This window comes from Roseateles flavus (assembly GCF_039872765.1).
Classification (GTDB): domain Bacteria; phylum Pseudomonadota; class Gammaproteobacteria; order Burkholderiales; family Burkholderiaceae_C; genus Roseateles_B; species Roseateles_B flavus.
The window spans coordinates 266,562-288,959 of record NZ_JBDPZC010000005.1 but is presented as its reverse complement, the minus strand read 5'-3'; the positions used below and the strand labels follow the sequence as shown (position 1 = coordinate 288,959).

The following is a 22,398-nucleotide window of genomic DNA, read 5'->3' as shown; positions in this document are numbered from 1 at the left end:
TGCCCCCGTATCCCGGCTCATGCACCGGAGGTTCGTGCGGAGGGCTCGTTGCGCGAAACGCTGGAAAGGGATGATGCCTAGGGCGCATGAGTCAAGCCCCCTGCGGCGCCGCCGCATTCAGCCCATTCTCGAAATGCAGCCTCATGCGCTGAGCCACCTGCTCGGGCCGGCGTTCGATGAGGGCATGCATCAGGTCCCGGTGCTCCTGCAGGGACTCGGCCAGGCGGCCCTGCTTGAAGAGGGAGTGGTGGCGGTTGAGCTTCATCACGCGGCGCAGGTCGGTGACGATCTGCTGCCGCCAGCGGTTGCCCTCCAGCTCCAGCAGGCGCAGGTGGAAAGCCTCGTTGAGGGCGAAGAAGCGCTCGCGCTCGCCAATGGCGGCCTCCAGCTGCGCGTGCAGGGTCTGCAGCTCCGCCAGCTCCGCGCCGGTGGCCCGCTCGGCCACGCGCGCGGCGGCATCGCTCTCCAGCAGTGCCAGCAACTGGTAGGCCTCGCGCACGTCGCGCTCGGACATCTCGGTCACGTAGGCGCCGCGGCGGGGTCGCATGGTCACCAGGCCCTCGACGGCCAGCACCTTCAGCGCCTCGCGCATGGGCGTGCGGCTGATGCCCAGCTCGCCGCAGAGCTTGAGCTCGTCGATCCAGCTGCCGGGCTCCAGCAGCCGGCCGAAGATGCGCTGGCGCAGCTGCTCGGCCACTTCCTCATAGAGCGGACGCTGGGCAAACGGGGAGGTGGCCGGCATGGTGGGCTGCAGAGTTGGACGTCGGATGGGCCCGCAGCACGCAAGCTGCTGCGCAAGGCCGATGCTGTCAGAGTGTAGTCAAATTTGCATTCATAATTATGAATAACGAAGGCGCTATGATGCGAGGCCTTCAGGAGTTGTCAATGTCTGATTCGTCCAACGCCAAGCAAGAATTCGCCGCCGCCACGCTGGAGCAGTGGCACAAGGCCGCCGCCAAGTCGGCCCCCGGGGGCGATGTCTCGGCCCTGAACTGGGTGACGCCCGAGGGCCTCACCGTCAAGCCGCTCTACACCGCGGCGGACACCGCGAATCTGCCGCATGCCGACACCCTGCCGGGCTTCGAGCCCTTCCTGCGCGGCCCGCAGGCCACCATGTACGCGGTGCGCCCCTGGACCATCCGCCAGTACGCCGGCTTCTCCACGGCCGAGGAATCCAATGCTTTCTACCGCAAGGCGCTGGCCGCGGGCGGGCAGGGCGTTTCCGTGGCCTTCGACCTGGCCACCCACCGCGGCTATGACAGCGATCACCCCCGCGTGACGGGCGACGTGGGCAAGGCCGGCGTGGCCATCGACTCCGTGGAAGACATGAAGATCCTCTTTGACGGCATCCCGCTGGACAAGGTCTCCGTCTCCATGACCATGAACGGCGCCGTGCTGCCCGTGCTGGCCGGCTATGTGGTCGCGGCGGAGGAGCAGGGCGTTTCGCAAGACAAGTTGAGCGGCACCATCCAGAACGACATCCTCAAGGAGTTCATGGTCCGCAACACCTACATCTACCCGCCCGAGCCGTCGATGAAGATCATCGGCGACATCATCGAGTACACGAGCCAGAACATGCCCAAGTTCAACTCGATCTCGATTTCGGGCTATCACATGCAGGAAGCGGGCGCCAACCAGGCGCTGGAGCTGGCCTTCACCCTGGCCGACGGCAAGGAATACGTGAAGACCGCCCTGGCCAAGGGCCTCGACGTGGACGACTTCGCAGGCCGGCTGTCCTTCTTCTGGGCCGTGGGCATGAACTTCTATCTGGAGATCGCCAAGATGCGGGCGGCGCGCCTGCTGTGGTGCCGGATCATGAAGGGCTTCAATGCCAAGAACCCCAAGAGCCTGATGCTGCGCACGCACTCGCAGACTTCGGGCTGGTCCCTCACCGAGCAGGACCCCTACAACAACGTGGTGCGCACCACCATCGAGGCCATGGCGGCGGTGTTCGGCGGCACGCAGAGCCTGCACACCAACTCGCTGGACGAGGCCATCGCCCTGCCCACCGAGTTCAGCGCCCGCATCGCCCGCAACACGCAGCTGATCATCCAGGAAGAGACCCACATCACCAACGTCGTCGACCCCTGGGCTGGCAGCTACCTGATGGAGTCGCTCACACAGGACATGGCCGACAAGGCCTGGTCCATCATCGAGGAAGTCGAGGCCATGGGCGGCATGACCAAGGCGGTGGACTCCGGCTGGGCCAAGCTCAAGATCGAGGCCAGCGCGGCCGAGAAGCAGGCCCGCATCGACTCCGGCAAGGACGTCATCGTGGGCGTCAACAAGTACCGCCTGGCCAAGGAAGACCCGGTCGAGATCCTGGAGGTGGACAACCTCAAGGTGCGCGACGCCCAGATCGCCCGCCTGCAGTCCATCAAGGCCAGCCGCGACACCGCCGCCGTGCAGGCCGCGCTGGCCGCGCTGACCGAGGCCGCGAAGTCCGGCCAGGGCAATCTGCTGGACCTCTCGATCAAGGCCATCCGCCTGCGCGCCACGGTGGGCGAGGTGTCGGATGCGCTGGAGTCGGTGTATGGTCGCCACCGTGCCGACACGCAGAAGGTGACCGGGGTGTATGCCGCTGCCTACGATTCCGCCGAGGGTTGGGCCAAGCTGCAGGCCGAGATCCAGGCCTTTGCCGAGGAACAGGGCCGCCGGCCGCGCGTGATGATCGCCAAGCTGGGCCAGGACGGGCATGACCGCGGCGCCAAGGTCGTGGCCACGGCCTATGCCGACCTGGGCTTCGACGTGGACATGGGCCCGCTGTTCCAGACCCCCGAGGAATGCGCCCGCCAGGCCATCGAGAACGACGTGCACGCCGTGGGTGTCTCGACCCTCGCCGCGGGCCACAAGACCCTGGTGCCGGCCATCATCGCGGAACTGCGCAAGCAGGGCGCGGACGACATCATCGTCTTCGTCGGCGGCGTGATCCCGCAGCAGGACTACGACTACCTCTACGAAGCCGGCGTCAAGGGCATCTACGGCCCCGGCACGCCCATTCCGGCCAGCGCCAAGGACGTGCTGGAGCAGATCCGCAAAGCACTGGCATGACTCCCCCCGTACCGGCTACGCCGGCCCCCTCCAGGGGGCGCATCCCAGGGCTCGGCAAAGCCGGATCCCGGGACGCCGCTGGATTGGCGACAGCCCGACGCTGGGGCGCGTGGGCATGGTGATGGGGAGCTCGATGTCATCAAGCTCGCTGGCTCAAGCCATCGTCAGCGCGCCTGGCCCGGCCCAGCGCCGTGCCATGGCCAAGTCCATCACGCTGCTGGAGTCCACCCGGGCCGACCACCGCGCCCTGGCCGACACCCTGCTGGGCGAGTTGCTGCCGCACACGGGCCGCTCGCTGCGCCTCGGGATCTCCGGCGTGCCGGGGGTGGGCAAGAGCACCTTCATCGAGGCCCTGGGTCTGTTCCTGATCGAGCGCGGTCACCGCGTGGCGGTGCTGGCCGTCGACCCCTCCAGCACGGTCTCGGGCGGCTCCATCCTCGGGGACAAGACCCGCATGGAGCGCCTCTCCATGGACGAGCGCGCCTACATCCGCCCCAGCCCCAGCAGCGGCACCCTGGGCGGCGTGGCCGAGAAGACGCGCGAGGCCATGCTGGTCTGCGAGGCCGCGGGCTTTGACATCGTCATCGTCGAGACCGTGGGCGTGGGCCAGAGCGAGACCGCCGTGGCCGGCATGACGGACATGTACGTGCTGCTGCAGCTGCCCAATGCCGGCGACGAGCTCCAGGCCATCAAGAAGGGCGTGATGGAGCTGGCGGACCTCGTGGTGATCAACAAGGCCGATGTGGACCCCGCCGCGGCGACGCGGGCGCAGGCCCAGATCATGTCCTCGTTGCGCCTGCTCGGGATGCACGGGCGGCCCGAGCACGCGGCGCATGACGAGACGCTGTGGCACCCCAAGGCCCTGCAGCTCAGTGCGCTCAAGTTCCAGGGCCTCAGCGAGTTCTGGGCTGCCGTCGAGCAGTTCCGGCAGCTGCAGACCGCCGCCGGCCGTTGGGCCGAGAAGCGCCAGCAGCAGGCCCTGGCCTGGATGTGGGAACGCATCCAGAGCGGGCTCAAGGCGGCCTTCATGGCAGACACTTCGGTCCGCGCCCAACTGCCCGACACCACGGCCCGCGTGCTGGCAGGCCAGCTGGCACCTTCGACCGCCGCACGCGCGCTTCTCACCGCTTTCCATGGCCAGGCGGCAGCGGCCGGGCCGGTTTCCCCGACATCCGACTCCTCCAGTTCCCAGGTGCCAGGTCTTGCCCCCGCGGCGACACCCGGCACTGCCCCGTGAAAGGACCGTTATGCACGACATCCAACAAATGCTTGAAGAGAAGCGCGCCAAGGCGCGGCTGGGCGGTGGCGAGAAGCGCATCGCCGCCCAGCACGCCAAGGGCAAGCTGACGGCGCGCGAGCGCATCGAGCTGCTCTTCGACGAAGGCACCTTCGAGGAATGGGACATGTTCGTCGAGCACCGCTGCGTGGACTTCGGCATGGCCGACAACAAGATCCCCGGCGACGGCGTGGTGACGGGCTACGGCATGATCAACGGCCGCCTGGCCTTCTGCTTCAGCCAGGACTTCACGGTCTTCGGCGGCGCGCTCTCGGAATCGCATGCCGAGAAGATCTGCAAGATCATGGACCAGGCCATGAAGGTCGGGGCCCCGGTGATCGGCCTCAACGACTCGGGCGGCGCGCGCATCCAGGAAGGCGTGGCCTCCCTGGGCGGCTATGCCGACGTGTTCCAGAAGAACGTGCTGGCCTCAGGCGTGATCCCGCAGATCAGCCTGATCATGGGCCCCTGCGCTGGCGGCGCGGTGTACTCGCCGGCCATGACCGACTTCATCTTCATGGTGAAGGACAGCTCCTACATGTTCGTCACCGGCCCCGAGGTGGTGAAGACCGTGACGCACGAGGAGGTCACGGCCGAGGAGCTGGGCGGCGCGAGCACGCACAGCAGCAAGAGCGGCGTGGCGGACCTGGCCTTCGAGAACGACGTCGAGGCCATCATGATGCTGCGGCGCTTCTTCAACTACCTGCCGCTGAACAACCGCGAGAAGGCGCCGAGCCGCCCCAGCGGCGATCCGGGCAGCCGCGTGGACATCTCGCTGGACACCCTGGTGCCCGACAACCCCAACAAGCCCTACGACATGAAGGAGCTGATCCTGAAGGTCGTCGACGACGGGGACTTCTTCGAGCTGCAGCCCGACTACGCCAAGAACATCCTCACCGGCTTCGCCCGCATGGATGGTCAGACCGTGGGCATCGTGGCCAACCAGCCGCTCGTGCTGGCGGGCTGCCTGGACATCAAGAGCTCCATCAAGGCCGCGCGCTTCGTGCGCTTCTGCGATGCCTTCAACATCCCCGTGATCACCTTCGTCGACGTGCCCGGCTTCATGCCCGGCACCTCGCAGGAGTACGGCGGCATCATCAAGCACGGGGCCAAGCTGCTCTACGCCTACGCCGAGTGCACGGTGCCCAAGGTCACCGTGATCACCCGCAAGGCCTATGGCGGCGCCTATGACGTGATGGCCTCCAAGCACCTGCGTGGCGACGTCAACTTCGCCTGGCCCAATGCCGAGATCGCGGTGATGGGCGCCAAGGGCGCGGTGGAGATCATCTTCCGCGAGGACAAGGGCGATCCGGCCAAGCTCGCGGCCAAGGAGGCCGAATACAAGGCCCGCTTCGCCAACCCCTTCGTGGCCGGCGCCCGCGGCTTCATCGACGACGTCATCCAGCCGCACGAGACGCGCAAGCGCATCTGCCGCTCGCTGGTGATGCTCAAGGACAAGAAGCTAGAGAACCCGTGGCGCAAGCACGGGAACATTCCGCTTTGACCCGTCCGGCGCAAGCACGACGCCTGTCCGCCATGCCCAAGTCCTTCCTGCTGTCGCTGTTGCTGGCTGGCCTGGCCTCGGCTCACGGCGCCCCTCGACCGCTGACGGCCGAGGCCGTGGCGCCCTGCGTGGCGTTGCGTGCCTTGCCGGCCCTGAGCCTGGACTACCTGGACGCACGCCACAGCGAGCAGGGCATGGCCATGCTCTTGCTGCTGGAGCAAGGCAGCGAGCTCGCTGCCGAGGACCAGGCCTGGTGGCGCGAGCAGCTGGCGCAGCCGGGCGAAATCGACGACGCGCGTCTGCGGCACTGGGCCGAGCAGGGCTTCGAGCGCTGCACGGCACGCCTGGTGCCGGACAGCAGCCCCGGACAGCGCGCGGCCTGCGGTGCGGACCTCGACACCCTGCCGGTGATCCTGCTGTACCGCGCTGACGGCCTGCCGCTCAAGGAAGCGCGTCGTGACCTGCGCGAGGCGCTGGCGCAGGGCGTCGACGGCCTGGAGGCCGGCCGGGCCGAGGCCATGCTGCGCTTCGGCTACGAAGGCACGGGCCCCCGCAAGGGCGACACGAGCGCCTGGCTGCGCGAGCGCCAGGAGCGCTGGGTCGCGCGCTGCCTGCAGGTGCGCACAGCGAAGTCGCAGCCATGAACCACTGTCTGAAATTCGAATCGAAGGCTGGCGTGCTGCCAGCTTGGAGGCACCATGTTTAAGAAGATCCTCATTGCCAACCGGGGTGTTCGCGCCTCTGGCGCGGTCGCGTCGGCGACACATTGCATGGCGGCCGGCGCAGCCGGTCGTGCAGGCGAGTTCACCACGGGGGCACAGCATGTTTAAGAAGATCCTCATTGCCAACCGGGGTGAAATCGCCTGCCGCGTCATCAAGACGGCTCGCAAGATGGGCATCAAGACCGTCGCCGTCTACTCCGAGGCCGACAAGGACGCCCGCCATGTCGAGCTGGCCGACGAGTCCGTGCTGCTGGGCCCGGCCCCGAGCCGCGAGTCCTATCTCGTGGCCGACAAGATCATCGCCGCCTGCAAGGCCACGGGCGCCGAGGCCCTGCACCCGGGCTACGGCTTCCTGTCCGAGAACGAGGACTTCGCCCGCCGCTGCGAGGAGGAAGGCATCGTCTTCATCGGCCCCAAGCACTACTCCATCGCGGCCATGGGCGACAAGATCGCGTCCAAGAAGCTGGCCAATGAAGCGAAGGTCAGCACGATCCCGGGCCATAACGAGCCCATCCTGTCGCCGGAAGAGGCCGTCGAGATCGCGAAGAAGATCGGCTACCCGGTCATGATCAAGGCCAGCGCCGGCGGCGGTGGCAAGGGCCTGCGCGTGGCCTTCAACGACAAGGAATGCTTCGAGGGCTTCAGCTCCTGCCGCAACGAGGCGCGCAACAGCTTCGGCGACGACCGCGTCTTCATGGAGAAGTTCGTCGAGCAGCCGCGCCACATCGAGATCCAGGTGCTGGGTGATGCGCACGGCAATGTGGTCTACCTTCATGAGCGCGAGTGCTCCATCCAGCGCCGCCATCAGAAGGTGATCGAGGAGGCGCCGTCGCCCTTCATCAGCGACGCCACCCGCAAGGCCATGGGCGAGCAGGCCGTGGCCCTGGCCAAGGCGGTGAAGTACCAGAGCGCCGGCACGGTGGAGTTCGTGGTCGGCAAGAACCAGGACTTCTATTTCCTGGAGATGAACACCCGCCTGCAGGTGGAGCACCCGGTCACGGAGTGCATCACCGGCCTGGATCTGGTCGAGCAGATGATCCGCGTGGCCGCCGGCGAGAAGCTGTCCTTCGGCCAGGCCGACATCCGCAAGGAGGGCTGGGCCATCGAGTGCCGCATCAACGCCGAGGATCCGTTCCGCAACTTCCTGCCGTCCACCGGCCGCCTGGTGAAGTACCAACCGCCAGCCGCCAACCTGGAGCAGGGCACGCCGACGCTGCAGGGTGAGGCCTATGCCCTGGCGTCCTTCGGCGGTGTGCGCGTGGACACGGGCGTGTACGAGGGCGGCGAGATCCCGATGTTCTATGACTCGATGATCGCCAAGCTCATCGTGCACGGGAAGGACCGCAACGAGGCCATCGCCAAGATGCGCGAGGCCCTCAACGGCTTCGTGATTCGTGGCATCTCCAGCAACATCCCCTTCCAGGCGGCCCTGCTGGCCCACCCGGACTTCGTCAGCGGCAACTTCAACACCGGCTTCATTGCCCAGCACTACGGCAGCGGCTTTCGCGCCGAGGACGTGCCGCATGCGGACCCGCGCTTCCTGGTGGCGCTGGCGGCCTTCATCCGCCGCAAGACCCGTGAGCGCGCCGCCGGCATCAGCGGCCAGCTGCGCGGCCATGAGGTGCGCATCGACAGCGATTGCGTGGCCGTGGTCAGCGAAGGCGCGGGCAAGCACACGCATCATGAGGTCCATGTGGCCGAGTACGCGGGCCACAAGGGCGAGGCCACGGTGGACGTGGGCGGCCAGCGCTACCTGATCGTCTGCAACTCGCGCCTCAACGACATCCGCCTCGAAGGCTCGGTCAACGGCCAGCCCTTCGTGGCCCAGGCCGAGCGCGGCACCGGCAAGAATCCGCTGGCCTATCGCATCAGCCACAACGGTTTCGCCATGGACGTGACCGTGCTGCAGCGCCGCGCCGCCGAGCTGCTCAAGCTGATGCCCTACAAGGCCCCGCCCGACACCAGCAAGTTCCTGCTCTCGCCCATGCCGGGCTTGCTGGTGCACATCGCCGTGCAGCCCGGGCAGCTGGTGCAGGCTGGCGAGCGCCTGGCGGTGATCGAGGCCATGAAGATGGAGAACATCCTCGTGGCCGAGCGCGATGTGAAGGTCGCCGAAGTCCTGGCGAAGACGGGCGAGAGCCTGTCCGTCGATCAGCCCATCCTTCGATTTGAATGAACCACCCCCTACCGGCTGCGCCGGCCCCTTCGAGGGGGCGCACCCGCAGGGCCGGCGGAGCCGGATCCTCGGGTGCCGCTGAGTCCCCAAGGCCTCAGTGCCCCGGTGTTGTCGGCCCTGGAGAACTTCAGTGACACACAAGCCCTATCGAATCCTCGGCATCCAGCAGATCGCCATCGGCGGTCCGGACAAGCAGGCCCTGCGCAAGCTGTGGGTCGACGTGCTGGGCCTCACCGTGACCGGCAACTTCGTCTCCGAGCGCGAGAACGTGGACGAGGACATCTGCGCCATCGGCAGCGGCGCGCACAAGGTCGAGGTCGACCTCATGCAGCCCCTGGACCCCGAGAAGAAGCCTGCCGTGCACGCCACGCCGCTCAACCACGTGGGCCTCTGGGTGGATGACCTGCCCAAGGCCGTCGAGTGGATGAGTGCGAACGGCGTACGCTTCGCGCCCGGCGGCATCCGCAAGGGCGCTGCGGGCTTCGACATCTGCTTCATCCATCCCAAGAGCAGCGAGGAGTTTCCGATCGGCGGGGAGGGGGTGCTGATCGAGCTGGTGCAGGCCCCGCCAGAGGTGGTGGCAGCGCTGGGCTGACCCGGGAGACCGGCCTTCGTCCGCGGACCGGGGCGCCCGTCGCGGAACAAGCGGGCTGGTCGCATGCCTGTCGACCCGGCAGGTCCGTCCCGCGCATGCTGGAGGCCTGTTGATTCCCCGAGGGAGACTTGCATGGATTGGAAAGTACTGTTTGCCGCGCCTGCTGCGGTGCTCCTGATGGCCGCCGCCAGCTCAGGTTTCGAGAACGCCAAGGGCTGGGGCTCGTCCAGCACGGGCCCGGGTCCCACGGCCTACCGCATCGGCCTGGACCCGCAGAGCGCCTACCTGGACGCCCCGACCCTCTCGGTGCAGAGCACGGTGGCGCTTGACGAGTTCACCCATGGCTCGGCCACGACCTGGGCCACGGGCTATGCCGGCAAGCGCGTGCGCCTGAGCGGCTTCTACCGCACCGAGGGCGTCAAGCACTGGGCCGGCGTCTACATGGAGGCTCGCGAGCGCCCCGACAGCGCCAGCTTCGTCGGACCCCGCCGCGTGCTGAAGAGCAGCGAACTGCCGCTGGTCGTCGGCACGACCGGTGATCCCGCCCAGCCGCGAGACAGCGCCGGCTGGCAGCCTTTCGCCATCACCCTCGATGTGCCGCAAGGCAATGGCGGCGCGGTGATGATGGGCCCGCTGGTCCGTGGCGAGGGCAAGGTCTGGGTCGCCCGCATGCGCTTCGAGGAGGTGAGCCGGTCCGTGCCCCTCAGCGTGGATCGCCTGCCGCTGCGCCTGGATGCCTTCAACGCCGGGCTGCAGCAGGTGCCACAGTACTCGGCCAGGCCTCAGCCCCCGGGCAATCTGGACCTGATGTGAGCCTCGCCCCGTCCGCAGGCCGGCAGGCCTGGCCGGAGCTGCTGGCTCCGTATGTTCTGAACCGTGGCCAGCTGCTGCCGACGGCGCTGTACATCGCCGCCCTGGGCGGGGCCCGCGCCTGGGGCGTGTCGCCTTGGGTGCTGCAGCACCTCCTGTCTCTGTGGGCGGCCTACACCGCCGTCGGGCTGTGGTTGGCAGGCTGCCGATGGGCCTGCGAGCGCACGCGGGTCGGCCCCTGGGCCGCCCGCCACGCGCGCTGGAGTGCCCTGGCGCTGGTGCTGGGGGCACCGCTGCCCGCAGTGGGCGCCGCCCTGCTCGCGATGCAGCTCGGCACCTGGCTGTATGGCTGGCCCCTGACGCAGATCCCGTGGCACCAGCTCCCGGCGCCATTGACCTTCGCCCTGGCCCTGCACGGTCTTCCCCTGCTCGGACGCTGGCGCCAGTGGCGGCAGCAGCAGGGCCAGCGGGCACGCCAGGCCCAGCAGGCCGTGCTCTCGGACCTTGCACGCCAGGTGACGCAGTCCGAGCTCAAGGCCCTGCAGGCCCAGATGGAGCCGCACTTTCTCTACAACACCCTGGCCGGCATCCAGTACCTGGTCCGTCACAACCCGGCGCTGGCCGACGACATGCTGGGGCGCCTGCACCGCTACCTGCGCCTGGCGCTGCCTTCCATGCGGGCGCCCATGTCCACTCTGGCCCATGAGCTGGAGCTGGCCTCGCACTACCTGGCGCTGGCGCAGATGCGCCTGGGCGAGCGCCTGCGTGTCGACATGCCCGTCGTGGCCGGCGACCTGGGCGCACAGCCGCTGGCGCCGCTGATGCTGGGGACGCTGGTCGAGAATGCCCTCCAGCACGGCATCGAGCCCAGCGCCCGTGGCGGAACCATCCGCGTGCTGCTGCAGCGGGAGGCGGAAGGCGGCGAAGACGCGGCCTGGCTCCTGGCGGTGGAGGACGACGGCGTGGGCCTGTCCACCGGCCCGGCCGCCAGCGCCGGCTCGGGCCTGGGCCTGCACAATCTGCGCGAACGCCTGGCCCTGCTGCACGGACCGCGGGCCCGGTTGTCGGTCACGAGCCGGCCGGGCGGCGGGGTGCGGGCGAGCCTGCACCTGCCCTGGCAGGCGTCCGATGCCGCCCCGGGCCGTCCCTGAAACGGGCTGCACCCGCCTTTGTGTCAAGAGCTCTCCTGCCTGCCCATGCCCCGTGCCCTGCTGATCGAAGACGAAGCCCTCCCGCGTGCCGCCCTGCGCGAGCAACTGGCCCTGCTGTGGCCCGAGCTGGTGCTGGACGAGGCGCCCGACGGCCGGCAGGGCCTGGCGCTGTTCGAACAGCATCGCCCCGAGCTCGTCTTCCTGGACATCCGCCTGCCCGTGCTGGATGGCCTGGCCCTGGCACGCCTGCTCTCGGGCCGGGCCCATCTCGTCTTTGTGACCGCCTACGAGCAGCATGCGCTGCAGGCCTTCGAGCATGGCGCAGTCGACTACCTGCTCAAGCCCCTGCAGGTGGAGCGCCTGGCCCAGACCGTGCAGCGCCTGCGTGAGCGCCTGCGCCAGGCGCCACCGGACCTGGGCGCGGTGCTGGACCGCCTCGCCAGGCCGCCGGCTGCACAGCCCCTGCGCTGGCTGCAGGTGGGGGAGGGCGAGGCCCTGCGCCTGCTGACGGTGGCCGAGGTCCTCTATTTTCAGTCCGACAGCAAGTACACCCAGGTCGTGGCGCAGGGCAGCGAGGCCTGGATACGCACCAGCCTCAAGGACCTGCTGGCCCAGCTGGATCCGCAGCAGTTCTGGCAGGTGCACCGCGGCAGCGTGGTCAACCTCAGCCACGTCGACTGGGTGGAGCGCCACGGCCTGGGGCAGATGCGCATCCACCTGCGTGACCACCCGCGCACCCTGGCGATGAGTCAGAGCTTCCAGGGCAAGTTTCGCCAGATGTGAGGGGGCCGTTGGCCTTCGTCGCTACCGGCTTGGGTCCGGCGCGGGATTGCTGTATTCTTCGCCTTGCGCGAAGGCTTGTTTGGGTGATTGGGTAGTAACAAAGTCTTCCGCGAAGACTAAATTACTGCCAAGGCCACTCACATGCGACTCGACCTCACCACCCTCAACCTCGTGCTGGCGATCGAACAGACCCGTTCGATCACCCGCGGCGCGGAGCGCGAGCACCTCGCGCTGGCCGCGGCCTCCAAGCGGATTTCCGATCTGGAGACGCGCCTGGGTGTGCAGCTGTTCGAGCGCCGCGCCCGTGGCGTGGAGCCCACCGAGGCCTGCCGTGCGCTGGTGCGCCACATCCGCTCCCTGCATGCCTCGCTGCATGCCCTGGAGAGCGAGGTGATGGAGTTCGCCCGTGGCATCAAGGGCCATCTGCGCATCGTGGCCAACAGCGGCGCCATTGCCGAGGCCCTGCCGCCGGACCTGGTGGCCTTCTCGCAGGCCCACCCGCAGATCCGCATCAGCCTGGAAGACCTGACCAGCGCCGAGGTGCAGGCCGCCGTGGCGGAAGGGCGCGCCGATGTCGGCGTGTTCACCGCGCCGCTCCTGGACAGCCGCATGCAGACCTTCAATTACCGCTCTGGCCGTCTGGCCGTGCTGGTGCCCGAAGGCCATGCGCTGGCGGACCGCGCCTCGATCAGCTTTGACGAGCTCCTGGACTACGACCTCGTCGGCCTGCATGCCGGCGCCGCCGCCCAGGAGCTGATGCGCGAGCAGGCCCTGGCCCGCGGCCGCACGCTCAACGCGCGCCTGCAGGTGCGCGGCTTCGATGCCATCGCCCAGCTCGTGGAATCGGGCCTGGGCGTCGCCGTGCTGCCCCAGGCACCGGCCGAACGTTTTGCCCAGGTCTTCAAGGTCCGCCAGCTGCGGCTGGAGGAAGACTGGGCCCGGCGCGACTACGTGCTGGGCGTGCTGCGCCAAGAGCGCCTGCCCACCGTGGTCCAGCGATTCGTGGACGCCCTGTGCCCGCCCGAGACCCGGACCGAGACCACGGCCACCACCCAACCCCTGCGCGGCACGGCCTGACCCGCCGGCCGCATCACAGCCTGAGAGACCCACATGAGCGCACGCACCCTCTACGACAAGCTCTGGGACGAGCACGTCGTGCACACCGAGGAAGACGGCACGGCCGTGCTCTACATCGACCGCCATCTCGTCCATGAGGTGACCAGCCCGCAGGCCTTCGAGGGTCTGGACATGGCTGGCCGCAAGGTCTGGCGCCTGTCGGCCAACCTGGCGGTGAGCGACCACAACGTGCCCACCACCGACCGCAGCGCCGGCATCGCCGATCCCATCTCGCGCCTGCAGGTCGACACCCTGGATGCCAACTGCGACCGCCATGGCATCACCCAGTTCAAGATGAGCGACCGCCGCCAGGGCATCGTCCACGTGATCGGCCCGGAGCAGGGCGCCACGCTGCCCGGCATGACGGTGGTCTGCGGCGACAGCCACACCTCCACCCACGGTGCCTTCGGCGCGCTGGCCCACGGCATCGGCACCTCCGAGGTCGAGCATGTGCTGGCCACGCAGACGCTGCTCGCCAAGAAGGCGAAGAACATGCTGGTGAAGGTCGAGGGTCAGGTCTTGCCTGGCGTCGGCGCCAAGGACATCGTGCTGGCCATCATCGGCAGGATCGGCACGGCCGGCGGCACGGGCTACACCATCGAGTTCGCCGGTTCGGCCATCCGTGCGCTGAGCATGGAAGGCCGCATGACGGTCTGCAACATGGCCATCGAGGCTGGTGCGCGCGCCGGACTGGTCGCGGTGGACGAGGTCACCCTCAACTACGTCAAGGGCCGCCCCTTCTCGCCGCAGGGCGTCGAATGGGAGCAGGCGGTGCAGTACTGGCGCACCCTGCACTCGGATGCCGGTGCGCACTTCGACGCCGTGGTCGAGCTGGACGCCGCTCAGATGCGCCCCCAGGTCACCTGGGGCACCTCGCCCGAGATGGTGCTGTCCATCGAGGACCGCGTGCCGGACCCTGACAAGGAAAAGGACGCCGTCAAGCGCAGCGCCATCGAGCGCGCGCTGACCTACATGGCCCTGGAGCCCAACAAGGCCATCAGCGACATCCGCATCGACAAGGTCTTCATTGGCTCCTGCACCAACAGTCGCATCGAGGACATGCGCGAAGCCGCCGCCGTGGTGAAGCGCCTTGGTGGCCGCATCGCCAGCAATGTGCGCCTGGCCCTCGTGGTGCCGGGCTCGGGACTGGTGAAGGCGCAGGCTGAGGCTGAAGGCCTGGACCGCATCTTCACCGCCGCGGGTTTCGAGTGGCGCGAGCCGGGCTGCTCCATGTGCCTGGCCATGAATGCCGACCGCCTGGAGCCGGGCGAGCGCTGCGCCTCCACCAGCAACCGCAACTTCGAAGGCCGCCAGGGCGCGGGTGGCCGCACCCATCTGGTGAGCCCGGCCATGGCGGCCGCGGCCGCGATGCAGGGCCATTTCGTCGACGTGCGCAAGATCGCCTGAGGACCCCGTCATGGAAAAGTTCACCATCCACAAGGGCCTCGTGGCGCCCATGGACCGCGACAACGTCGACACCGACGCCATCATCCCCAAGCAGTTCCTGAAGTCCATCAAGCGCACTGGCTTCGGCCCCAACCTGTTTGACGAATGGCGCTACCTGGACAAGGGCGAGCCCGGCCAGGATCCCGCCTCGCGCAAACCCAATCCGGACTTCGTGCTGAACCAGCCGCGCTACGCGGGCGCTTCCATCCTGATCGCCCGCAGCAACTTCGGCTGCGGCTCCAGCCGCGAGCACGCGCCCTGGGCCCTGGAGCAGTACGGCTTCCGCGCGCTGATCGCGCCCAGCTTCGCCGACATCTTCTTCAACAACTGCTTCAAGAACGGTGTGCTGCCCATCGTGCTGCCGGAGAGCCAGGTGGCCCGCCTGTTCGACGAGGTCCACGCCTTCCCCGGCTACCAGCTGACGGTGGACCTGGAGCGCCAGGTCGTGATCAAGGCAGACGGCACCGAGCTGCCCTTCGAGGTGCAGCCTTTCCGCAAGTACTGCCTGCTCAACGGCTTCGATGACATCGGCCTGACCCTGCGTCATGCCGAGAAGATCAAGGCCTTCGAGGCCGAGCGCCTGCTGGTCAAGCCCTGGCTGGGCCGGCGGATCTGAGGCGGGCGAGGGCGCTGCCGTGCTGGCCCCGAGAGCCTGGTTCCGCCGCGTGGTGCTGGCCAGGCCCGGGCGCGCCTTCATCGTGATGGTGCTGAGCTTCTTTGCCTTCGGCATCGGCACGCTCAACCTTTTTCACCTGCTCTCCGCCAACGGGCGCTTCCTGCTGAACCACGGCTGGGACGCCGTGCTGGAAGGCGGCTTGCGCCAGCTGCTGGAGCTGCTGCTCAACGGATTCCTGGCCATGATGGCCTATGTGGTGTTCAAGGCCTGCGAGCACCGCCTGAGCCACTGGCTGTCGGACGACTGACCCCCATTTTCGAGACTGACCCACCATGAAGATTGCAATCCTGCCGGGTGACGGCATCGGCACCGAGATCGTCGCTGAAGCCGTCAAGGTGCTGAAGGTCCTGGACCTGCCCTTCGAGATGGAGACCGCGCCCGTGGGCGGTGCGGCCTACGAGGCCGCCGGCCACCCGCTGCCCGAAAGCACCCTGGCCCTGGCCAAGGCGGCGGACGCCGTGCTCTTCGGCGCCGTGGGCGACTGGAAGTACGACACCCTGGAGCGCCGCCTGCGCCCCGAGCAGGCCATCCTGGGCCTGCGCAGGGAGCTGGGGCTCTTCGCCAACTTCCGCCCGGCCATCTGCTATCCCGAGCTGACGCACGCCTCCAGCCTCAAGCCCGAGCTCGTAGCCGGCTTGGACATCCTCATCATCCGTGAGCTGACCGGCGACATCTACTTCGGCCAGCCCCGCGGCCGTCGCACCGCGGTGGACGGTCATTTCCCCGGCGCCGAGGAAGCCTTCGACACCATGCGCTACTCGCGCCCCGAGATCGAGCGCATCGCCCACGTCGCCTTCCAGGCCGCCCGCAAGCGCAACAGGAAGGTCACCAGCGTCGACAAGGCCAATGTGCTGGAGACCTTCCAGTTCTGGAAGGACGTGGTCAGCGAGGTCCATGCCCAGTACCCCGATGTTGAGCTGGAGCACATGTACGTAGACAACGCCGCGATGCAGCTGGTGAAGGCGCCCAAGAAGTTCGATGTGGTCGTAACTGGCAATATGTTCGGTGATATCCTGTCTGACGAAGCGGCCATGCTGACGGGTTCCATCGGCATGCTGCCTTCGGCCTCGCTGAATGCGGCCAACCAGGGCTTGTACGAGCCTAGCCACGGCAGCGCGCCTGACATCGCCGGCCAGGGGATTGCCAATCCCCTGGCCACCATCCTCTCCGCCGCCATGATGCTCAAGTTCTCCCTGAATCAGCCGGAAGCCGCTGCCCGTATCGAGGCCGCGGTGCAGTCCGTGCTGTCGCAGGGCCTGCGCACCGCCGACATCCATTCGGAAGGCACGCGCAAGGTGAGTACCCGCGAGATGGGTGATGCCGTGGTGGCTGCCGTCACGGCAGGCACCACCATGACGAAAACCATTAAGGGCTGATCCAGCTCCGGTTCGTCTCGCCTCCACAAACCCGGCGAACGAGCCGGAGAAGGACCGGAAGGGTTTGTGGTGTGAGATGACAAAGGAAGCAAGATGACGACTCTCGTAGGTTTGGTGGGCTGGCGTGGCATGGTCGGCTCGGTGCTCATGGACCGCATGACGGCCGAGCGCGATTTCGACCTGATCGAACCGCTGTTCTTCAGCACCTCCAACGCCGGCGGCAAGGCCCCGGCCCAGGCGAAGAACGAAACCACGCTGCAGGACGCCTTCGATATCGAGCAGCTCAAGCGCTGCGAGATCATCATCACCGCCCAGGGCGGCGACTACACCAGCGAGGTCTTCCCCAAGCTGCGCGCCGCGGGCTGGAACGGCCACTGGATCGACGCCGCCTCCACCCTGCGCATGAAGGATGACGCCGTCATCATCCTGGATCCGGTCAATCTGCCCGTGATCAAGGACGCGCTGGCCAAGGGCGGTCGCAACTGGGTGGGTGGCAACTGCACCGTCTCCTGCATGCTGATGGGCGTGGGCGCGCTCTACAAGGCCGGCCTGGTCGAGTGGATGAGCACCCAGACCTACCAGGCGGCCTCCGGCGGCGGCGCCCAGCACATGCGCGAGCTGCTGACGCAGTTCGGCACCCTGAACGCCGAGGTCCGTGAACTGCTGGCCGACCCGAAGAGCGCCATCCTCGAGATCGACCGCAAGATCATCGCCAAGCAGCGCAGCCTGAGCGCCAGCGAGACGGCCAATTTCGGCGTGCCCCTGGGCGGATCACTGATCCCCTGGATCGACAAGGACCTGGGCAACGGCACCTCCCGCGAAGAGTGGAAGGGCATGGCCGAGACCAACAAGATCCTGGGCCAGGGCGAGGGCTTCGGTTCGTCGGCCGTGCCGGTGGATGGCTTCTGCGTGCGCGTAGGCGCCATGCGCTGCCACAGCCAGGCCCTGACCTTCAAGCTCAAGAAGGACGTGCCCCTGGCCGACATCGAGGCCATGATCGCCGCCGACAACGAATGGGTGAAGGTCGTCCCCAATACCCGGGAAGCCACCATCCAGGACCTGACGCCCGTGGCCGTCACCGGCACCCTGGGCATCCCGGTGGGCCGCCTGCGCAAGATGGCCATGGGCCCCGAGTACCTGGGCGCCTTCACCATCGGCGACCAGCTGCTGTGGGGTGCTGCGGAACCGCTGCGCCGCATGCTGCGCATCCTGCTGAGCCAGTAAAATCCCTCGGCCAGCCTTCGCTACCCGTTGCCCACATGCGACAGCTGGTAACGGGTAGTGAACCAGACGCTTGTCAAGGGTGAAATTCAGCCTTTGCATGAGTTGTCTGGCGTATATGCTTGACGCTGTTGTGATTTCTGCAGCGCTGAAGCCGTGTACGACAGCATCTCGAGGGCTGTGATCCACATAACAAACATCGTCGAAACAGGCGGACACCCTGGGGTGCCCGCTTTGTTGCTTTGGGGGACGCCTTGAACAAGTACTCTCGCGCTTTCGGGCGCTTTGCCTTGACCCGCGTTGCGGTGGCCGCCTTGTCTCTGGCCAGCTTGCAGGCCTGGGGCCTCGGGCTGGGTAGCTCAAAAGTCCAGTCTTCGCTGGGTGAGACGCTCAAGGCCGAGATCGATGTAAGCAGCATGACGGCCGAAGAGGCCGGTTCGCTGAAGGTCCGCATCGCCACGCCGGACGTCTACCGCGCCAGCGGCGTCGAATTCAATTCGGTGCTGACTTCCACCCAGGTCCAGCTCCTGCGTCGACCCGACGGCCGCCCCTACCTGCGCATCACCAGTGATCGCGCCGTGCAGGAGCCCTTCGTTGACCTGATCCTGGAGCTGAACTGGTCCACCGGCCGGCTGACGCGTGAATACACGCTGCTGTTCGATCCGCCCACGCTCGCCCGCCCGTCTGCGCCCAGCGAGGTCACCACGGCGCCGGTCATCGCCGCGGCACCGGTGGACTCCAAGGCCGTCGCCAGCCAGCCCGGCCAGCGTCCCGCTGCGCAGCGCCCGGCCGTGACCCCGCCAGCACCTCGTGCCGAGCCCAAGCCGGCGCCTGCGCCTGCTCCCGTGAACCCCACGGCCGCCAGCGACTACGCGGTGAAGCCGGGTGACACCCTGTCGCGCATCGCCGGCAAGACGCAGGTCGACGGCATCTCGCTGGACCAGATGCTGGTGGGCCTCTACCGCGCGAACCCTGACGCCTTCGTCGACAACAACATGAACCGGCTGAAGGCTGGCGTCGTGCTGAAGGTGCCTGGCAGCGAGAAGCTGGGCGAGCTGAGCCCGGCCGAAGCCCGCCAGGTGATCCAGGCCCAGAGCGCCGACTTCAACAGCTACCGCCAGCGCCTGGCCTCTGGCGCTCCCCTCATCCACCAGGACGAGAGTGACAAGTCCGCCAAGGGGCGGGTGCAGGCCGAGGCGGCGGACAAGAAGCCTGCTGCCGCCGCGCCCGACAAGCTGACCCTCAGCAAGCCCAGCGCCTCGACCGGCACCGAGGTCAAGGCCTCCAAGGACACGGAGAAGAAGGACTCCGCCGCGCGTGTCGCCGAGCTGACCCGCAACGTGGAAGAGCTCAAGAAGCTGTCCAGCCAGACCAAGCCGACGGCTGCGCCCGCGCCAGCACCGAATCCGGCGCCGACCCCCGCGCCGGCCCCGGCTCCGGCGCCCGCCGTGACCCTGCCGGCAGCGCTGCCCACTCCTGCCAGCGTGCCGAGCCCGGCGGCATCTGTTGCCGCCCCGGCCGTCGCTGCCTCGCAGGCCGCGTCGGAGGCTGCCTCGGCGGCGAGCCGTCCCAAGCCGGCACCGCGCAAGCCTGCTCCGGCGCCCGCACCTGAGCCCAGCTTCATCGACTCGCTGACCGACGGCCCCATCCTGCCGATCCTGGCCGGCGTGCTGGTGGTGGCGCTGGGTGGCCTGGGTCTGATGCGTCTGCGCAATCGCCGTCCTGAATTCAAGGCCGAGACCGCCTTCACCGAAAGCCGCCTGCAGCCCGATTCCTTCTTTGGTGCCAGCGGTGGCCAGCGCATCGACACCCGTGAGTCCGGCAATTCCAGCCAGAGCTCGATGAGCTACTCGCTGAGCCAGCTGGATGCCATTGGTGACGTGGATCCGGTGGCGGAAGCTGATGTCTATCTGGCCTATGGCCGCGACCTGCAGGCCGAGGAAATCCTGAAGGAAGCCCTGCGCGCGAACCCTGAGCGCCTGGCCATCCGCCTGAAGCTGCTGGAGGTCTACGCCAAGCGCCGCGACACCAAGGCCTACGAGCAACTGGCTTCTCAGCTGTACGCCGAGACGCAAGGCCAGGGCGAGGACTGGCCCAAGGTGCAGGAGCTGGGTCGTCAGATCGATCCCGAGCATCCCCTGTACCAGCCGGGTGGCATGCCTGCCGCTCTGGCCGCAGGCGACGCCGAGCAGCGCCCCGAGCCCATGAACGCGACCACCCTGCCTGCGACCGCCGGCATGATGGGCACGCCTGCAACCGATCCCGGTCCGGCCAGCAGCCTGGACCTCGACCTGGACCTCGATCTCGGGGGCTCCAGCTCCTCCATGGAGGCGACGCAGGCGCTGCCGGTGTCCGCAGCCCAGGCGCCCCTGCGCATGGATGTGGACCTGGGCGCGCCCAAGCTGCCGGAATCGGCGCAGGCCGCCGCGGCTGATCTGCAGTTCGACCTCAACGAGCTCGGCGACTTTGATGCAGCCACCGCCGCAGCCCCGCTGCCGCCGGATGCCCAGAGCCTGGACTTCGACCTGTCCTCGATCGACCTTGACCTGCCGGCGACGGCTGCCCCGTCGCCCACGGCCACGATCGCGGACCCGCACGGTCTGGAGACCTCGGGCCGCAGCGCCGCTGACCAGCTGGCCGATGCCATCGACGCTCTGGCCGACGACGAAGGCGATCCTCTGCAGCGTCAGCTGGAGCTGGCTGAGGAATTCCGTCAGATCGGTGATGTGGAAGGGGCCCGGGACGTCCTGCAGGAACTGGTGATGAAGGCCGAGGGCAACCTCCGCGCCAAGGCTCAGGCCATGCTGGACGAGCTCCGCTGAGCGGCCCACTCACGAGCGCGGCGCAATGTCCGCGACAATGACAAGGCGCCCGAGCTTCGGGCGCCTTTTTTCTTGGCCGCAAGACCTGACCCCGTTGCCGGGGCGCCAGCGGCTTGTGACCGGCGAGGGCAGGGCGGCAGGCCCGGCATTTCCTGTGAGGATGATTCGATGACGCAGCGCGTGGCCCTGGGGGTCAGTTACCGCGGGGATGGCTACCTGGGCTGGCAGTCCCAGCCCAATGGCCGCACCGTGCAGGATGCCCTGGAGAAAGCGCTGTCCCAGTTTGCCGATGCGCCCATCCGCACAATCTGCGCCGGCCGCACGGACACCGGCGTGCATGGGCTCAACCAGGTCGTGCACTTCGATACCGAGGCCCTGCGCGAGCCCTTTTCCTGGGTGCGCGGGACCAACCGCTACCTGCCTCCGGACATCGCCATTCAGTGGTGCGCCTTCCCGGGGGCGGACTTCCATGCCCGCAATCATGCGCGTGGGCGGCGCTACGCCTACCTGCTCCTGGAGTCCGCCGTGCGGCCGGCCATCGAGAGTGGCGCCTGCGGCTGGGTGTTTCGCCCGCTCGATGGGGAGGCCATGCGTTCCGCGGTTCAGCACCTGCTGGGCGAGCACGACTTCTCCTCCTTCCGCTCTGCCGAATGCCAGGCCAAGTCGCCGGTGAAGGTGCTGCGCGCCATCGACATCCACCGCCGCGGCGCCTACTGGCGCTTCGAGTTCGATGCCTCGGCCTTCCTGCACCACATGGTGCGCAACATCATGGGCTGCCTGATCACGGTGGGCAGCGGGCTGAAGCCGCCCGAGTGGATGGCCGAGGTGGTGGCCGCGCGCAGCCGACAGGCGGCAGCGCCGACCTTCTCGCCGGCAGGGCTGTACTTCCTCGGCCCGTACTACGATGCCCCTCTGGGCTTGCCGGAGCGTACGGCGGCCATGGATTGGCTGCCGTGAGGCCCTTGCCGCGGTCCAGCCTGGGAGAGCAGCGATGACCCGAACACGCATCAAGATCTGCGGCCTGACCCGCGAGCAGGACCTGGACTTCGCCGTCCAGGCCGGGGCCGATGCCATCGGCTTTGTCTTCTATGAAAAGAGCCCGCGCCACGTGAGTCCGCTGCGCGCCGCCGAACTGGCGCGGCGCCTGCCGCCCTTCGTCACGCCTGTGGGCCTCTTCGTCAATGCCAGCGATGAACTGCTGGCCGAGGCCATGGCGGCGCTGCCGAACCTGCTGCTGCAGTTCCATGGCGACGAGACGCCGCAGCAGTGCGAGCGCATGGCGCGGCCCTATATCCGTGCGGCACGCATGAGCCCCGGCTTTGATTTGCTAGACTTCGCCCAACAGTTCTCTAGCGCCCAGGCCATGCTCGTCGACGCCCATGTCGAGGGCTATGGTGGTGGTGGAAAGGTCTTCGATTGGTCACTGCTTCCTCGAAACGTGCCCTCTCCAGTCGTTTTGTCTGGTGGGTTGCATGCCGGAAATGTGATCGAAGGGATTCTTCGCGTCCGGCCCTGGGCCGTTGACGTCAGCTCCGGGGTGGAGGAGGCCAAGGGCCTCAAGAACCCCCTGCTGATGCGTCAGTTCTGCGAGGCTGTCCGTGAAGCGGATGCCCGCCTTGAAGATGCCGGCTGAGCCCGCCCGGGATGGGTGGCTCGGCCCCTGAAGAGAGAAC

19 protein-coding genes are annotated in these 22,398 nt (G+C 67.9%); 18 read left to right on the top strand and 1 reads right to left on the bottom strand.

The window, feature by feature from the left end; genetic code table 11:
- Positions 1-91 precede the first annotated feature (91 nt).
- Positions 92-742, bottom strand: coding sequence for a GntR family transcriptional regulator (locus ABDJ40_RS12865; protein WP_347610239.1), 651 nt, complete (start codon positions 740-742; stop codon positions 92-94).
- A 143-nt stretch (positions 743-885) separates the two neighbouring features.
- On the opposite strand from ABDJ40_RS12865, the gene scpA reads away from it, so the two are divergent.
- The 18 genes from scpA (at position 886) to ABDJ40_RS12775 (ending at position 22,358) form a co-directional block, all read left to right on the top strand.
- Positions 886-3,051, top strand: a complete 2,166-nt coding sequence (gene scpA, locus ABDJ40_RS12860) for a methylmalonyl-CoA mutase (RefSeq protein ID WP_347610237.1) — start codon at positions 886-888, stop codon at positions 3,049-3,051.
- A 133-nt stretch (positions 3,052-3,184) separates the two neighbouring features.
- On the top strand, positions 3,185-4,288 hold the full coding sequence (gene meaB / locus ABDJ40_RS12855) for a methylmalonyl Co-A mutase-associated GTPase MeaB (protein WP_347610235.1): 1,104 nt from the start codon (positions 3,185-3,187) through the stop codon (positions 4,286-4,288).
- Between the two features lie 10 nt (positions 4,289-4,298).
- Positions 4,299-5,831, top strand: a complete 1,533-nt coding sequence (locus ABDJ40_RS12850; RefSeq protein WP_347610233.1) for an acyl-CoA carboxylase subunit beta — start codon at positions 4,299-4,301, stop codon at positions 5,829-5,831.
- A 32-nt stretch (positions 5,832-5,863) separates the two neighbouring features.
- Positions 5,864-6,475 carry a hypothetical protein gene (locus ABDJ40_RS12845; protein ID WP_347610231.1) on the top strand — a complete coding sequence of 204 codons (612 nt, stop codon included), beginning with the start codon at positions 5,864-5,866 and terminating at the stop codon, positions 6,473-6,475.
- 178 nt (positions 6,476-6,653) lie between these two features.
- Positions 6,654-8,729, top strand: coding sequence for an acetyl-CoA carboxylase biotin carboxylase subunit (locus tag ABDJ40_RS12840; RefSeq protein WP_347610229.1), 2,076 nt, complete (start codon positions 6,654-6,656; stop codon positions 8,727-8,729).
- A 130-nt stretch (positions 8,730-8,859) separates the two neighbouring features.
- Positions 8,860-9,324, top strand: coding sequence for a VOC family protein (locus tag ABDJ40_RS12835; protein ID WP_347610227.1), 465 nt, complete (start codon positions 8,860-8,862; stop codon positions 9,322-9,324).
- A 132-nt stretch (positions 9,325-9,456) separates the two neighbouring features.
- Positions 9,457-10,137 (top strand): hypothetical protein, encoded by a 681-nt coding sequence (locus ABDJ40_RS12830; protein ID WP_347610225.1) that lies wholly within the window; start codon positions 9,457-9,459, stop codon positions 10,135-10,137.
- Positions 10,134-11,285 carry a sensor histidine kinase gene (locus tag ABDJ40_RS12825; protein ID WP_347610223.1) on the top strand — a complete coding sequence of 384 codons (1,152 nt, stop codon included), beginning with the start codon at positions 10,134-10,136 and terminating at the stop codon, positions 11,283-11,285. The genes ABDJ40_RS12830 and ABDJ40_RS12825 overlap by 4 nt, the downstream gene beginning before the upstream one ends.
- A gap of 45 nt (positions 11,286-11,330) precedes the next feature.
- Positions 11,331-12,068, top strand: a complete 738-nt coding sequence (locus ABDJ40_RS12820) for a LytR/AlgR family response regulator transcription factor (protein WP_347610221.1) — start codon at positions 11,331-11,333, stop codon at positions 12,066-12,068.
- Between the two features lie 141 nt (positions 12,069-12,209).
- Positions 12,210-13,145, top strand: a complete 936-nt coding sequence (locus tag ABDJ40_RS12815; protein ID WP_269632654.1) for a LysR family transcriptional regulator — start codon at positions 12,210-12,212, stop codon at positions 13,143-13,145.
- A gap of 33 nt (positions 13,146-13,178) precedes the next feature.
- Complete coding sequence (gene leuC, locus ABDJ40_RS12810; protein WP_347610219.1) at positions 13,179-14,591, top strand: 3-isopropylmalate dehydratase large subunit; 1,413 nt, start codon at positions 13,179-13,181, stop codon at positions 14,589-14,591.
- Positions 14,592-14,601: 10 nt separating this feature from the next.
- Positions 14,602-15,246: a 3-isopropylmalate dehydratase small subunit gene (gene leuD, locus ABDJ40_RS12805; protein ID WP_269632656.1), complete on the top strand. Its 645-nt coding sequence runs from the start codon at positions 14,602-14,604 to the stop codon at positions 15,244-15,246.
- Positions 15,247-15,265: 19 nt separating this feature from the next.
- Positions 15,266-15,553, top strand: coding sequence for a hypothetical protein (locus tag ABDJ40_RS12800; RefSeq protein ID WP_347610216.1), 288 nt, complete (start codon positions 15,266-15,268; stop codon positions 15,551-15,553).
- Positions 15,554-15,578: 25 nt separating this feature from the next.
- Positions 15,579-16,682 carry a 3-isopropylmalate dehydrogenase gene (leuB, locus tag ABDJ40_RS12795; protein ID WP_347610214.1) on the top strand — a complete coding sequence of 368 codons (1,104 nt, stop codon included), beginning with the start codon at positions 15,579-15,581 and terminating at the stop codon, positions 16,680-16,682.
- Positions 16,683-16,775: 93 nt separating this feature from the next.
- Positions 16,776-17,906: an aspartate-semialdehyde dehydrogenase gene (gene asd / locus ABDJ40_RS12790; protein ID WP_347610212.1), complete on the top strand. Its 1,131-nt coding sequence runs from the start codon at positions 16,776-16,778 to the stop codon at positions 17,904-17,906.
- Positions 17,907-18,193: 287 nt separating this feature from the next.
- Complete coding sequence (locus tag ABDJ40_RS12785; protein ID WP_347610210.1) at positions 18,194-20,725, top strand: FimV/HubP family polar landmark protein; 2,532 nt, start codon at positions 18,194-18,196, stop codon at positions 20,723-20,725.
- Positions 20,726-20,893: 168 nt separating this feature from the next.
- Entirely contained in the window at positions 20,894-21,682 is a 789-nt protein-coding gene (gene truA, locus ABDJ40_RS12780; RefSeq protein WP_269632661.1) for a tRNA pseudouridine(38-40) synthase TruA, read from the top strand.
- A 34-nt stretch (positions 21,683-21,716) separates the two neighbouring features.
- Complete coding sequence (locus tag ABDJ40_RS12775) at positions 21,717-22,358, top strand: phosphoribosylanthranilate isomerase (protein ID WP_269632662.1); 642 nt, start codon at positions 21,717-21,719, stop codon at positions 22,356-22,358.
- Positions 22,359-22,398: the final 40 nt, after the last annotated feature.